The organism is Vibrio limimangrovi (assembly GCF_054064025.1).
In genome coordinates, this window is record NZ_JBSUGF010000002.1 from 405112 (window position 1) to 419029 (window position 13918).

Sequence of the window (13918 nt, forward strand, 5' to 3'; positions counted from 1 at the left end):
GAAAAGTAAATCAATTTAGCCTGTGAGCTAGACAACAATTCATTTATGAAAACCCTGATGAGAGTAAGGGACATAACCAAATTGTCGATAATTATTATTAGCAGAGGCGGCTAAATTGCCGCCTCTAATTTATCCAACTTCTATTACAGAACCAGACGACGAATGTCAGATAGACATGCGTTTAGGTAAGTGATGAAACGCGCACCTTCCGCACCATCAATCACACGGTGGTCGTATGATAGAGATAGTGGAAGTTGTAGACGCGGTTCGAACTCTTTACCGTTCCATACTGGTTTCATCTCCGACTTAGACACACCCAGGATACCCACTTCTGGCGCGTTTACGATTGGAGTAAACGCCGTACCGCCGATGCCGCCAAGGCTTGAGATAGTGAAACAGCCGCCTTGCATGTCTGCTGCAGTTAGTTTGCCTGCACGAGCTTTCTTAGAAACTACTGCTAGTTCTTCAGATAGTTCGTAAATGCCTTTCTTGTTCACGTCTTTGAATACTGGAACAACCAGGCCGTTTGGCGTATCAACTGCAATACCAACGTTCACGTATTTCTTCAGAATCAAGCTTTCGCCATCTTCAGAAAGAGAAGAGTTGAATGCTGGGAACGCTTCAAGCGCTTTAGCAACAGCTTTCATGATGAACACTAGTGGAGTGATCTTCATGCCAGTGTCTTTCTTCGCTTCAATCGCGTTCTGCTCTTTACGGAAGTTTTCTAGCTCAGTGATGTCTGCGTTATCCCACTGTGTAACGTGCGGGATCATCACCCAGTTACGGTGTAGGTTTGCACCAGAGATCTTCTTAATACGAGATAGAGGCTGAACTTCTGTCTCACCGAACTTGCTGAAGTCCACTTTTGGCCATGGTAGTAGACCAAGAGCGGCACCGTCACCTTTGCCAGATGCAGCTGCACCAGACTCAAGACGCTTAAGCGCTTCTTTCACGTAGTTCTGAACGTCTTCTTTCAGGATACGGCTCTTACGACCAGAACCTTTAACCTTAGAAAGATTTACGCCAAACTCACGAGCCAGACGACGAACAACTGGAGATGCGTGAGCGTACTCATCGTTCTCTTTGAAATCACCGCTTGCTGCTGGAGCCGCTGCCGCTGGAGCTTCTGCTTTAGGAGCTGCCGCTGCAGGTGCTGCCGCTTGCGCTGGAGCCGCTACTGCTACAGGCGCTGCGCCAGCCACTTCGAAGACCATGATTAGTGAGCCAGTAGACACTTTGTCGCCAGCTGCAATCTTGATTTCTTTAACCGTACCAGCAAATGGTGCAGGTACTTCCATAGAAGCTTTGTCGCCTTCTACAGTGATCAGAGATTGCTCTTCTGCAACTGTATCGCCAACTGCTACCATGATTTCAGTAACTTCTACTTCGTCGCCGCCGATATCTGGAACGTTAACTTCTTTTGCCGCTGACGCTGCTGGAGCTGCCGCCGCTGGTGCTTCTACTGCCACAGGAGCTGCTGGAGCACCTGAACCTGCAGTTTCGAATACCATAATTAGAGAGCCAGTCGAGACTTTATCGCCTGCTGCTACTTTGATCTCTTTCAGCGTACCCGCGAATGGTGCAGGAACTTCCATAGAAGCTTTGTCGCCTTCTACAGTGATCAGAGATTGCTCTTCTTCGATGCTGTCGCCGATAGCTACCATGATTTCAGTAACTTCAACTTCGTCACCACCGATGTCTGGTACGTGAACTTCTTTCAGTTCCGCTGCCGCTGCTACTGCTGGAGCTGCTGCTGGAGCTGCCGCCGCAGGAGCAGGTGCAGCTTCAGCTGCACCCTCGGCTTCGAAAATCATGATTAGAGAACCAGTAGAAACCTTGTCGCCTTCTGCAACTTTGATTTCTTTAACGATACCCGCTTGAGAAGCAGGAACTTCCATAGAAGCTTTATCGCCTTCAACAGTGATCAGAGACTGTTCTTCTTCGACCTTGTCGCCAACGCTCACAAGAATCTCAGTAACTTCAACCTCATCCGCACCGATGTCTGGTACATTAATTTCGATTGCCATTTCTTATCTACCTTCTTTATTAAGCGTATAGCGGGTTAGTTTTTTCAGTGTCGATGTCGAATTTCTTAATTGCTTCAGCAATTACAGATTTCTCAACGTCGCCACGCTTCGCTAGTTCAGTTAGCGCTGCCACTACTACGTAACCTGCGTTCACTTCGAAGTGACGACGTAGGTTTTCACGGCTGTCTGAGCGACCGAAGCCGTCAGTACCAAGAACTTTGAAAGACTCAGCAGGGATGAATGCACGAACCTGCTCTGCGTAGTTCTTCATGTAGTCAGTTGCTGCGATAGCTGGCTCAGTACCCATTACCGTTTGGATGTAAGGAACTTGCGCTTCCGCTTCTGGGTGTAGCATGTTGTAACGCTCTGCTGCTTGACCGTCGCGAGTCACTTCGTTGAATGATGTTACAGAGTAAACATCAGACGCGATGCCGTAGTCGTCGCTTAGGATTTGAGCTGCTTTACGTACTTCATTCATGATAGTACCAGAGCTCATTAGCTGAACTTTCGCTTTATCACCAGCGTAGGTTTCTAGCTTGTAGATACCCTTACGAATGCCTTCTTCAGCGCCTTCTGGCATTGCTGGCATTGCGTAGTTCTCGTTCATTAGCGTTAGGTAGTAGTAAACGTTCTCTTGCTCACCGTACATACGACGGATACCGTCTTGCATGATTACCGCAACTTCGTATGCGAACGTTGGGTCATAAGAGATACAGTTAGGAACCGTACCCGCCATGATGTGCGAGTGACCGTCTTCATGCTGTAGACCTTCACCGTTTAGCGTTGTACGACCAGCCGTTGCACCTAGTAGGAAACCACGAGCTTGTTGGTCACCAGCCATCCACGCCATGTCGCCAACACGTTGGAAGCCGAACATTGAGTAGTAGATGTAGAACGGGATCATTGGTAGATCGTTCGTGCTGTATGACGTTGCTGCTGCAACCCATGAAGACATCGCACCCAGCTCGTTGATACCTTCTTGAAGTACCTGACCAGATGTCGCTTCTTTGTAGTAAGACACTACGCCACGGTCTTCTGGAGTGTAAGTCTGACCATGTGGGTTGTAGATACCAATTTGACGGAACAGACCTTCCATACCGAAAGTACGAGCTTCGTCAGCAATAATAGGAACGATGTTCTTACCAATGCCTTTGTCTTTTAGCAGTACGTTCAGAGTACGTACAAACGCCATAGTGGTAGAGATTTCACGCTTCTGCTCTTCAAGTAGAGGCTTGAACTCGTCAACCGCTGGAATCACTAGCTCTTGAGTAAAGTTAGGCAGACGCTGTGGCGTGTAACCGTGTAGAGCTTTACGACGAGCGTGCAGGTATTCGTACTCTTTAGAACCTTCTTCAAGTTTCAGGTACGGAAGTTCTTTCACTGCTTCGTCAGTCAGAATGTCTTGAAGACCCAGACGATCACGCATGTGTAGTACGTGAGTCATATCCATCTTCTTAACTTGGTGCGCGATGTTCTTACCTTCTGCCGCTTCACCCATGCCGTAACCTTTAACTGTTTTCGCAAGGATTACAGTTGGACGACCTTTAGTATCTTGTGCATTCTTGAATGCTGCGTACAGTTTAGAAGAATCGTGACCACCACGTTTAAGTGCGAAGACTTCGTCGTCAGTCATGTCTGCAACAAGTGCTGCAGTTTCTGGGTACTTACCAAAGAAGTGCTCACGTACGTATGCACCATCTTTAGATTTGAATGTTTGGTAGTCGCCGTCGATAGTTTCGTTCATAAGCTGAAGAAGCTTACCAGAAGTATCTTTAGCTAATAGAGAATCCCAGTTGTTACCCCAGATTACCTTCACTACGTTCCAGCCAGCACCTTTGAACAGACCTTCAAGTTCTTGAATGATCTTACCGTTACCCATTACAGGGCCGTCTAGACGCTGAAGGTTACAGTTGATTAGGAAACATAGGTTGTCCAGCTTCTCACGCGCAGCGAAAGAGATAGCACCACGTGATTCTGGCTCATCCATCTCACCGTCACCCAGGAACGCGTATACGCGCTGCTCAGAAGTATCTTTCAGACCACGGCCATCCAGGTACTTAAGGAAACGAGCTTGGTAGATAGAAGCAATTGGACCCAGACCCATAGATACGGTCGGGAACTGCCAGAATTCAGGCATTAGTTTAGGGTGTGGGTATGACGGGATACCTTTACCATCTACTTCTTGACGGAAGTTATCTAGCTGCTCTTCAGTTAGACGGCCTTCAACGAATGCACGAGAGTAGACACCCGGAGAGATGTGACCTTGGTAGTAAACTAGGTCGCCACCATCCTTCTCGTTTGGAGCACGGAAGAAATGGTTGAAACATGTTTCGTAGAATGCAGCAGAAGACTGGAAAGACGCCATGTGGCCGCCTAGTTCTAGGTCTTTCTTCGATGCACGTAGAACGATCATGATTGCGTTCCAGCGAATGATGGAACGAATACGACGCTCAAGTGTTGTGTCACCAGGGTAAGCTGGTTCTTGATCTGCCGGAATCGTGTTGATGTAGTTGGTGGTGATTCCAGTTGGCATATCAACACCGCCCAGACGTGCTTTATCTAGAACTTGCTCAAGTAGGAACTGAGCACGCTCTACGCCTTCTTCACGTACAACTGACTCAAGTGCCGCTAGCCATTCTTGAGTTTCCAGTGCATCTACGTCATGCTTCATATCAGACATGGCGATCTATCCTTCTGTTGGTTGGATCTATAAAACAAACAAATCGTCGTTACGAGTCATTGCCCTGTTGCATTCGACGTAAAGAGCGTTCACGACGAGACTCTTCTCTGGTCAAATCCAACAATGTTTCTTCAATATAAGCTAAGTGTGAGTGAGACATCTCGCGCGCCTTTTCTGGCTGACCAGATACGATCGCATCCACGATATTAGCTCGGTGTTTACTTACTTTCTCGACCGCTTCAGAGCGGCGATGCAATAATTTAAAATTCTGTAGAATATTTTGCTCGAGCAAAGGTGCCAGGCTGCGCACAATGTGCAGTAGCACGACGTTATGAGCCGCTTCCGTTAACGCAATTAAGAACTGCATGACTTCCGCCGATTCAGCGACAACATCATTGTTTAATTGCGCTTGGCTGATTCGTTCAAGGCAAGCTTGAATTCGAGCAAAATCTTCTTCGGTACCACGAACGGCTGCAAAATAAGCTGCAATTCCTTCCATCGCGTGACGCGTTTCCAGTAAATCCAGCTGAGTTTCAGAGTGACTAGACAATAAATTTAGCAAAGGATCAGAAAAACTTTTCCAGATGTTATCGCTAACAAACGTGCCTCCACCCTGACGGCGAGTAAGAAGACGCTTGGCTTCAAGTCGTTGAATAGCTTCACGGACAGATGGACGAGACACATCAAACTGTTTTGCCAGTTCGCGCTCTGGTGGCAACTGCTGCCCCGGAGACAATGTTCCTTCCACAATCAACCGTTCTAACTCTTGTTCAATAACATCAGAGAGTTTTGGCTGACGAATCCTTTGATAAGCCATATTTATTATTCTTTTACTCTTGCAGGTAATTGGTAATACCAATTTTAAGTTGGGGCAGAAATTAACATAATTAAAACGTCACTGTCCAGCCAAAAATTGACCTAAATCATAGAACGAGACTGGTAAGAACAGTCTGATAACAATTGACCATTAAAACGGCAATAAAATTGGTCTTACCAATTACAATAAAAAAACAACTGGGTGAATATCGTGCTAGCGGTTTTGGAAAGCAATTACAGGAAATGCCAAAACAATATGTACATTTTTTCACCTCCATTTCAAAGTCACTGGAAAAAATGTAGTTAACTTTCTACAAAAGTAATTATTCCCACATATAAAAAAGGCATGTGCGAACACATGCCTTATTGATTCTAGCCTTGGCAATTTACATATTTATCACAACTTTATTTCAAATCATCTGGCGATATTTTACCCAGTCAAAGCTAAGACCAGGATCACTTTTTCTTAAGGGCGCGATATATTGATGGCCCGTTACTCGTTGCAGCGAGACCTTTGGATAATGCAGCATGATCGCTTGAGTCAGACTCGCAAGTGACTGATATTGTTCGTCGGTGTAGGCAACAAACTCTGTACCTTCCAGCTCAATTCCTATCGAATAGTCATTGCAACCCGGCCGTCCGGCAAAGCTTGACTGCCCCGCATGCCATGCTCTATCCAGAAAAGAGACAAACTGTACAACCTCGCCATTTCTCTTGATTAAGCAATGTGCCGAAACTCTCATTTTGTGAATTACGTCAAAAAATGGATGTGCATTCGGATCCAGATTGCCAAGAAAAAAGTCCTCTATGTAAGAGCCTCCGAACTGACCTGGCGGCAAGCTGATGTTGTGCACCACTAACAGAGAGATATCTTTTACATCTGAACGAGCATCAAAAAATGGCGATGGGACGTGTTTGGCTTGCGTCAGCCAGCCATTCTCGATAATTGGGCGCATATCAACCTCTATTGTTTGAAAATTAACTGCTGAAATTATTGACACCGGAGAGTATCATTCGTTGCCATCTCCCTTTCAATACTAGATTTGCGATGAAGAACAAACACAACAGCCAAGAACGCCTGGAATTCCTGAAACAACAACTTCCTTTAGAAATCACCCGATCAGTCGCCGATACCTTAAAAGAAGACCTGGGTGGCACTGTGGATATCAATAACGATATCACCGCATCGCTTATCCCAGCGGATGCCGTCAATACCGCGACCATTATCACTCGTGAACACGGTGTGTTTTGTGGTCAGGCATGGGCAGATGAAGTCTTTAAGCAGCTTGGTGGTAAAGTGACCATCGATTGGCACGTAAAAGACGGCGATAAAGTAGAACCAAACCAAACGCTTTGTACGCTTTCTGGCCCGGCTCGCGATTTGCTGACGGGTGAGCGTAACGCAATGAATTTTATTCAGACGCTTTCAGGCTGTGCCACCATCACTGCTGAGTATGCGGCGAAAATTGCCCATACAGAATGTCGTCTATTAGATACTCGTAAAACCATTCCGGGTCTGCGCAGTGCACTGAAATATGCGGTGGCTTGCGGCGGTGGCTTTAACCATCGTATCGGCGTATTCGATGCTTATCTGATTAAAGAGAACCACATCATCGCCTGCGGTGGTATCACTCAAACAATCAAAACAGCAAAAGAATTAAATCCGGGCAAGCCTGTAGAAGTAGAAACTGAAAGCTTAGACGAGCTAAAAGAAGCGATTAACGCAGGTGCCGATATCATCATGCTCGACAACTTTAGCAAAGAGATGATGCGCGAAGCAGTAGAAATCAACGCTGGCCGCGCTGCACTAGAAAACTCTGGCAATATCACCTTAGACACCATCGCAGAATACGCAGAAACTGGCGTGGATTACATCTCCGTCGGTGCGCTAACCAAGCACCTGAAAGCGATGGATCTTTCGATGCGCTTCAAATAAGCACCGCTGCCCAAAATGAAATTAATCTAATTAACTCAGTCAGTTGAAGTCTGATTACTGTAAATAGAGGACCATTTGGTCCTCTATTTTTTTAGCCATAAAATAGAACCACTCGCAAATAGTTGCACATGATATGCAACTGAACATCAAAGATTTTTATCTCACTCGAGCACTCTTTTTTTGCTGGTTTTCACCCCTTCCAACTCTCCCTACTCTTGCGCCAATGCAACTGCATTATCTTTGTCATGAGAAGGAAGAAAAAATGAAACCAGTTAAACAACAAATACTGAAAAAACAGCAAGGTTTTACGCTGATTGAATTAATGATTGTGGTGGCGATTATTGGGATTTTGGCAGCGTTTGCTGTTCCTGCGTATCAAAACTATACAAAGAGTACTCATGCAAGTGAAATGGCTAGCGCAACAGCTGCTTTCAAAACAGCTGTTGGAATCTGCTTACTGGATGGCGAAAAAAGCTGTAAATCTGGAGACGGTGGTGTACCAGCAGAACAAACGTTTACAAAAGACACAACAGATAGCTTTAAAGTATCTTCAACTGTAGAGCAAGAGACTATAGGAACAGCAACTGGTTCTATTTCAGCGTCTGTGAACGGGGCTAAAGGGGCATTACCTGCCGATGCACAAGTCGTATTAACACCTACAATAAGCACGTCTGGTGTGACCTGGGCAATAACATGTTTAGGCACCGGAACAACTGGTGATTGGTGTCCTGAACGATAATGTTATCCAACCTATCTACGGCTCTTCGCCAATCAGGGTTACTTAGCTTAGCTCAAGAAGAATCGTTAATAGAGCAAGTCAACGCTTCTGGCATTTCGATGCCGGAGGCGTTAGTCAATTCTGGTATATTCACTACCAGAGAACTCGCGTCTCACCTGAGCTCAACCTTCGGTTTACCCTGCTGTAAATTGTCTGACTATGCTTACACACCGTTGTGTCAGCAACTGGGGCTGCGTGAACTGATCACCAGTCACCATGCAGTGCCACTGGAGCGAACCCCATCGACTTTAACTCTAGCCATTGCCGATCCCACCAATCAGCAAGCCGAAGACGATTTTCGCTTTGCTACCGGGTTACAAGTCGATCTCGTCATTGCGGATTTTGCTGAACTTGACGCCGCGGTTCGCCGTCTATACGGGCGCGCTATTGGTCAGGAAAAACCTGGCTTAAAAGAGATCAACCAGGACGAGCTTGCCAACCTCGTTGACGTCGATGCCGATGAAGTCGATAACATTGAAGACCTAAGTCAGGACGAATCACCGGTTAGCCGCTATATCAACCAGATTTTGCTCGATGCGGTGCGAAAAGGCGCATCCGATATCCACTTTGAACCTTACGAAAAAATGTACCGCGTTCGGCTGCGTTGTGACGGCATTTTGATTGAAACGCAGCAGCCTCCCAGCCTGTTAAGTCGCCGTCTTTCTGCCCGAATCAAAATTCTGTCTAAACTCGATATCGCTGAGAGACGCTTACCGCAAGACGGACGAATCAAGCTTAAACTCAATCAAGACACCGCGATTGATATGCGTGTGTCGACCTTGCCGACTCTATTCGGTGAAAAAATTGTATTACGACTGCTCGATAGCAGCTCGGCTTCGCTGGACATCGACAAACTGGGCTACAGCGATCAGCAAAAGCAGTGGTACTTAGATGCATTGCGTCAGCCTCAAGGGATGATTTTGATGACCGGCCCAACGGGAAGCGGTAAAACGGTTTCGCTTTATACTGGCCTAAATATTCTCAACAAACCTGAAATCAACATCTCGACGGCAGAAGACCCGGTTGAAATCAACCTATCAGGCATTAACCAGGTTCAGGTACAACCTAAGATCGGCTTTGGTTTCGCCGAGGCGCTGCGTTCCTTCCTGCGCCAAGATCCAGATGTCGTGATGGTAGGTGAAATTCGTGACCTTGATACCGCAGAGATCGCGATTAAAGCCGCACAAACTGGCCACTTGGTGCTCTCCACTCTGCACACTAACTCAGCGGCGGAGACCGTTGTCCGCTTATCCAATATGGGGGTTGAGAGCTTTAACCTCGCCTCTTCGCTCAGCCTTATTATTGCCCAACGCTTGGCGCGTAAGCTGTGCCCTCACTGTAAACAACCACAAGAACTGACCGCACCGTTACAACATCTCGGCATTCAGGCGTCAGACGAGATTTACCAAGCCAATCCTAATGGCTGTAACCATTGCACACATGGCTATTCGGGACGAACTGGCATCTATGAAGTGATGCGTTTTGATGAATCTTTATCTGAAGCACTGATTAAAGGAGTTTCTGTACACGAACTCGAAAAAATCGCCATCCGTAACGGCATGAGCACACTGCAAATGTCAGGTATCGCAAAACTCAAGCAAGGGATCACTAGCTTTAGTGAACTACAACGCGTGCTCTATTTTTAATTCATTTTTTAATCAGTAGTCATGTAGCCTATGAAAACCACAACGCCACAACTCAAGAACTTCCGCTGGAAAGGCATCAATAGCTCAGGGAAAAAGACTTCAGGACAAACTCTGGCCATGAGCGAAATTGAAGTACGCGAGCGCCTCAACGCCCAGCATATAAAAATCAAAAAACTGAAAAAAGGCAGTATTTCTTTTCTGTCCAGGCTGAGCCACCGCGTAAAAGGCAAAGACATCACCGTGTTTACGCGCCAAATTTCTACCATGCTGGTCACGGGTGTCCCGCTTGTTCAGGCTTTAAAACTGGTCTCCAATAACCATAAAAAAGCCGAAATGAAATCTATTTTGATGAGTGTGACACGAGCGGTAGAAGCCGGCACACCGATGTCTAAGGCGATGCGCACTGCCAGTACACACTTTGATGCGTTGTATACCGACCTCATCGCGACGGGAGAGCTTTCAGGTAATCTGGCCGAGGTGTTTGAACGCCTCGCAACGTATCGGGAGAAAAGTGAGGAGCTCAGAGCCAAAGTCATCAAGGCACTGATATATCCAGCAATGGTCATTTTAGTTGCACTGGGCGTTTCCTACCTCATGCTCACGCAAGTTATTCCTGAGTTTGAAAAAATGTTCGTCGGCTTCGGGGCTGACTTGCCTTGGTTTACCAGACAAGTGTTAGATCTGTCCGTTTGGATGCAAACTTGGGGTCCCCTGATTGGCTTAGGCATACTGAGTCTTGGGATATCGGCTCGCATAATGGTGAAACGTTCAGACACCTTTCAGTTAATGATGGATCGGGCCCTACTAAAAATTCCCGTGTTAGGACCGGTGCTGTCAAAGGCGGCTATCGCCAAATTTAGCCGAACTCTGGCGACCAGCTTTAGTGCCGGTATTCCTATTCTGACCAGTTTGAAAACCACATCGAAAACGTCTGGCAACATGCATTATCAACTCGCGATTGAAGAGGTCCATCGTGATACTGCTGCCGGCATGCCGATGTATGTCGCAATGCGCAACTGCGATGTATTCCCAGAGCTGGTATTGCAAATGATCATGATTGGAGAAGAGTCAGGACGACTCGATGATATGCTCAATAAAGTTGCGACGATTTACGAATTCGAAGTAGACAATACCGTCGATAACTTAAGTAAAATTCTCGAACCTCTGATTATTGTTTTTCTCGGTGTGGTTGTTGGTGGATTAGTCACAGCAATGTATCTGCCAATCTTTAACTTAATGAGCGTAATGGGCTAGAATGGAGCCATACCAAAATGGCTTTGTAATTAATCCCATCAAAACAGCACCTTGCTCGTTTGATTTACCAATCAAGAGACAAATATGGAAGTTTTCCAGTACTACCCATGGTTATTCGTTGTATTCGCCGTGGTTTTCGGCTTGATCGTGGGAAGTTTCCTGAATGTCGTCATTTATCGACTACCTAAAATCATGGAATTGGAATGGCGACGTGAATGCGCAGAGTCATTCCCAGAATACAATATCGATCCTCCGAAAGAAGTGCTCACCCTGAGCGTACCCCGCTCTTCTTGCCAACAATGTGGTACGCCTATTCGCATTCGCGATAACATCCCTGTTATCAGTTGGCTACTTCTGAAAGGTAAGTGCCACAACTGCAGTGCTCCAATCAGCGCAAGGTATCCGCTGATAGAAATACTGACCGCAGCCTGCTCTGGTTATGTCGCGTTTCATTTTGGCTTCAGTTATTTCACTATTGCACTGATTTTCTTCACCTTCATTCTGATTGCAGCAACGTTTATCGATCTCGACACCATGCTTCTGCCTGATCAATTAACATTGCCATTAACTTGGGCTGGCATTGCTCTAGCATTAACAGAAGTTAGTCCTGTTAGTCTGCAAGACTCCGTGATCGGTACCATCGCGGGCTATTTATGCCTCTGGTCGGTGTATTGGGGCTTCAAGCTACTTACCGGTAAAGAAGGCATGGGTTACGGCGATTTTAAACTGCTGGCAGCGCTTGGTGCTTGGTTAGGTTGGCAATCTTTACCCATGATCATTTTGCTTTCTTCAGTCGTAGGCGTCATATTTGGAATAATTCAGCTACGATTGCAGAAAAAGGGGATTGAAATGGCTTTCCCTTTTGGTCCTTACTTAGCGATTGCCGGATGGGTAAGCTTGCTCTGGGGTGATCAGATTCTAAATTGGTATTTCACATCAATTCTGGGAGTGTAAATGGCATTGGTTATTGGCTTAACAGGCGGTATCGCCAGTGGTAAAACCACTGTGGCGAATCTGTTCAAGCAACAATTTAAAATCGACATCGTTGATGCGGACATTGTTGCAAGAGAAGTAGTAGAACCCGGAACTCCGGGACTAAATGCAATTATTGAGCACTTTGGTAACGATATTGTTCTTGAAAACCAATTGCTTGATCGAGCTAAATTGAGAGAACGTATATTTTCCAATCCGGAAGAGAAACAGTGGCTCAATCAGTTATTGCATCCGATTATTCGAGAAAAAATGCTCGACGATTTACAGCAGGTCACATCCGACTACGCATTACTCGTTGTACCATTACTGATAGAAAATAATCTTGAAAGTCTGTGTGATCGAGTTCTGGTGGTCGATGTCGATCCAAAGACGCAAATATCTCGCACCATGAAACGAGATAACGTCAGTGAAGAGCAGGCTCTTGCGATACTCGCTTCGCAAGCGTCAAGGCAGCAACGACTCGATATCGCCGATGATGTGGTTAAAAATAATCCAGACGACCATGATCTTTTGCTTCAAATCACAAATTTGCATGAAAAGTACCTAGCCATGTGTAAGAAAGATCTGCGAAAATAAGAATGAAACTCACCAAGGCTTATGTTGATGACCACGCACAATTTTGAACACCCTCTCAACGAGAAAACTCGTATCTACCTAAGAGTAGAGTCTCTACTGCGTCAGGCTCACTTGGCCTCTGGTTTTGCTGACAGCCATCAGCACCAGCTATTTTTCCGTGCTTTATTTGATATGGTCGAGATCTTCGAACAGCTTCAGCTCAAAAGTGAGCTAGCCAAAGATCTTGAAAAGCAACGCTTGTCCTATCGCCACTGGCTGAACGTAGAAGGCGTTGACCAAGGTGCACTGACTGCGTTACTTAATGAAATTGATGTTGTGCATAGCCAACTGATGGCAGCGGAACGTTTTGGACAAGCACTTAAAGATGATCGCTTCTTAAGCTCAATCCGGCAGAGATTCAACCTGCCTGGTGGTTCTTGTTGCTTTGACTTACCAGCTCTGCATTTTTGGTTGCATTTACCTATTGAACGTAAAAAGCACGATGCCCAAAAATGGCTAAATAGCTTAAAGCCGCTTTCTGATGCATTAAACTTATGGCTTAAATTGACCCGTGAAACCGGGCAGTTTAAAGCTCAAATCGGGCGTGCTGGTTTCTTCCAGAGTGATGCTGATGAAGCCAACATTCTTCGTCTCCATATTCCTATGGAACACGGCGTCTACCCTATGATTTCAGGTCATAAAAACCGCTTCGCGATTAAATTTATGTCTTTTGAAAGTGGGCAAGCCTGCACACAAGATGTTGAGTTCGAGCTGGCGGTTTGTAGCTAGCTTAAATTCACTCTACTACAATTTTTATACCCCTCTTTTCATCTAGAGTTTTGTTAGTACGCAGAACACTTTTGTGAGTACACAAAACACAAAGGGACGAACAAACCATGTCTAAAATTACCATCGTTCAATGCCCCCAGTGTGGCGCCGACGTTGAGTGGGGAGAACAAAGCCCACATCGACCTTTCTGTAGCAAAAAATGCCAAATGATTGATTTTGGTGAATGGGCAGACGAAGAGAATACCATTGCTGGCGCGCCAGATATGTCGGATAGCGACGGCTGGTCAGAAGATCAGTATTAACAAGGGTCTAGATCCTAGGGGGGCGATTGTTGGAAGTACTCTGCAAAACTTAATCTTAGGATTACGGATTACGGATTACGGATTACGGATTACGGATTACGGATTACGGATTACGGATTACGGATTACGGATTACGGATTAC

Annotated in this window: 12 protein-coding genes; 8 read left to right on the plus strand and 4 right to left on the minus strand. The window is 46.0% G+C overall.

From position 1 onward, the window contains the following. Nucleotides 1–143: 143 nt before the first annotated feature. The 4 genes from aceF to ampD all read right to left on the minus strand — a co-directional run bounded on the left by aceF (nt 144) and on the right by ampD (nt 6479). Nucleotides 144–2027: a pyruvate dehydrogenase complex dihydrolipoyllysine-residue acetyltransferase gene (aceF, locus tag ACWYU8_RS03870; protein ID WP_457517301.1), complete on the minus strand. Its 1884-nt coding sequence runs from the start codon at nt 2025–2027 to the stop codon at nt 144–146. 19 nt (nt 2028–2046) lie between these two features. Continuing rightward, a complete protein-coding gene (gene aceE / locus ACWYU8_RS03875; protein WP_457517303.1) occupies nt 2047–4707 on the minus strand; it encodes a pyruvate dehydrogenase (acetyl-transferring), homodimeric type in 2661 nt (886 codons plus the stop codon). A gap of 49 nt (nt 4708–4756) precedes the next feature. Beyond that, on the minus strand, nt 4757–5524 hold the full coding sequence (gene pdhR / locus ACWYU8_RS03880; protein ID WP_457517305.1) for a pyruvate dehydrogenase complex transcriptional repressor PdhR: 768 nt from the start codon (nt 5522–5524) through the stop codon (nt 4757–4759). Nucleotides 5525–5933: 409 nt separating this feature from the next. Then, complete coding sequence (gene ampD / locus ACWYU8_RS03885) at nt 5934–6479, minus strand: 1,6-anhydro-N-acetylmuramyl-L-alanine amidase AmpD (protein ID WP_457517306.1); 546 nt, start codon at nt 6477–6479, stop codon at nt 5934–5936. A gap of 92 nt (nt 6480–6571) precedes the next feature. Between ampD and nadC the strand changes: the two genes are divergently transcribed. The 8 genes from nadC (at nt 6572) to yacG (ending at nt 13776) form a co-directional block, all read left to right on the plus strand. Further along, entirely contained in the window at nt 6572–7459 is an 888-nt protein-coding gene (nadC, locus tag ACWYU8_RS03890; protein WP_457517308.1) for a carboxylating nicotinate-nucleotide diphosphorylase, read from the plus strand. Nucleotides 7460–7721: 262 nt separating this feature from the next. Then, a complete protein-coding gene (locus ACWYU8_RS03895) occupies nt 7722–8198 on the plus strand; it encodes a pilin (RefSeq protein WP_457517342.1) in 477 nt (158 codons plus the stop codon). Beyond that, a complete protein-coding gene (gene pilB / locus ACWYU8_RS03900) occupies nt 8198–9883 on the plus strand; it encodes a type IV-A pilus assembly ATPase PilB (RefSeq protein WP_457517310.1) in 1686 nt (561 codons plus the stop codon). Before ACWYU8_RS03895 ends, pilB begins: the two co-directional genes overlap by 1 nt. Before the next feature lie 30 nt (nt 9884–9913). Then, on the plus strand, nt 9914–11137 hold the full coding sequence (locus tag ACWYU8_RS03905) for a type II secretion system F family protein (protein ID WP_457517312.1): 1224 nt from the start codon (nt 9914–9916) through the stop codon (nt 11135–11137). 84 nt (nt 11138–11221) lie between these two features. Next, nucleotides 11222–12091, plus strand: a complete 870-nt coding sequence (locus tag ACWYU8_RS03910; RefSeq protein WP_457517314.1) for a prepilin peptidase — start codon at nt 11222–11224, stop codon at nt 12089–12091. Beyond that, entirely contained in the window at nt 12092–12706 is a 615-nt protein-coding gene (coaE, locus tag ACWYU8_RS03915) for a dephospho-CoA kinase (protein ID WP_457517316.1), read from the plus strand. 27 nt (nt 12707–12733) lie between these two features. Further along, nucleotides 12734–13474: a cell division protein ZapD gene (gene zapD, locus ACWYU8_RS03920; RefSeq protein ID WP_457517318.1), complete on the plus strand. Its 741-nt coding sequence runs from the start codon at nt 12734–12736 to the stop codon at nt 13472–13474. A 107-nt stretch (nt 13475–13581) separates the two neighbouring features. Beyond that, nucleotides 13582–13776: a DNA gyrase inhibitor YacG gene (gene yacG / locus ACWYU8_RS03925; protein ID WP_065302869.1), complete on the plus strand. Its 195-nt coding sequence runs from the start codon at nt 13582–13584 to the stop codon at nt 13774–13776. The last annotated feature ends 142 nt before the right edge of the window (nt 13777–13918 follow it).

What these genes read in the sequence shown, in the direction of transcription:
- aceF (WP_457517301.1), bottom strand. Translation starts at nt 2,027, where the DNA reads ATGGCAATCGAAATTAATGTACCAGACATCGGTGCGGATGAGGTTGAA.
- aceE (WP_457517303.1), bottom strand. Translation starts at nt 4,707, where the DNA reads ATGTCTGATATGAAGCATGACGTAGATGCACTGGAAACTCAAGAATGG.
- pdhR (WP_457517305.1), bottom strand. Translation starts at nt 5,524, where the DNA reads ATGGCTTATCAAAGGATTCGTCAGCCAAAACTCTCTGATGTTATTGAA.
- ampD (WP_457517306.1), bottom strand. Translation starts at nt 6,479, where the DNA reads ATGCGCCCAATTATCGAGAATGGCTGGCTGACGCAAGCCAAACACGTC.
- nadC (WP_457517308.1), top strand. Translation starts at nt 6,572, where the DNA reads ATGAAGAACAAACACAACAGCCAAGAACGCCTGGAATTCCTGAAACAA.
- ACWYU8_RS03895 (WP_457517342.1), top strand. Translation starts at nt 7,722, where the DNA reads ATGAAACCAGTTAAACAACAAATACTGAAAAAACAGCAAGGTTTTACG.
- pilB (WP_457517310.1), top strand. Translation starts at nt 8,198, where the DNA reads ATGTTATCCAACCTATCTACGGCTCTTCGCCAATCAGGGTTACTTAGC.
- ACWYU8_RS03905 (WP_457517312.1), top strand. Translation starts at nt 9,914, where the DNA reads ATGAAAACCACAACGCCACAACTCAAGAACTTCCGCTGGAAAGGCATC.
- ACWYU8_RS03910 (WP_457517314.1), top strand. Translation starts at nt 11,222, where the DNA reads ATGGAAGTTTTCCAGTACTACCCATGGTTATTCGTTGTATTCGCCGTG.
- coaE (WP_457517316.1), top strand. Translation starts at nt 12,092, where the DNA reads ATGGCATTGGTTATTGGCTTAACAGGCGGTATCGCCAGTGGTAAAACC.
- zapD (WP_457517318.1), top strand. Translation starts at nt 12,734, where the DNA reads ATGACCACGCACAATTTTGAACACCCTCTCAACGAGAAAACTCGTATC.
- yacG (WP_065302869.1), top strand. Translation starts at nt 13,582, where the DNA reads ATGTCTAAAATTACCATCGTTCAATGCCCCCAGTGTGGCGCCGACGTT.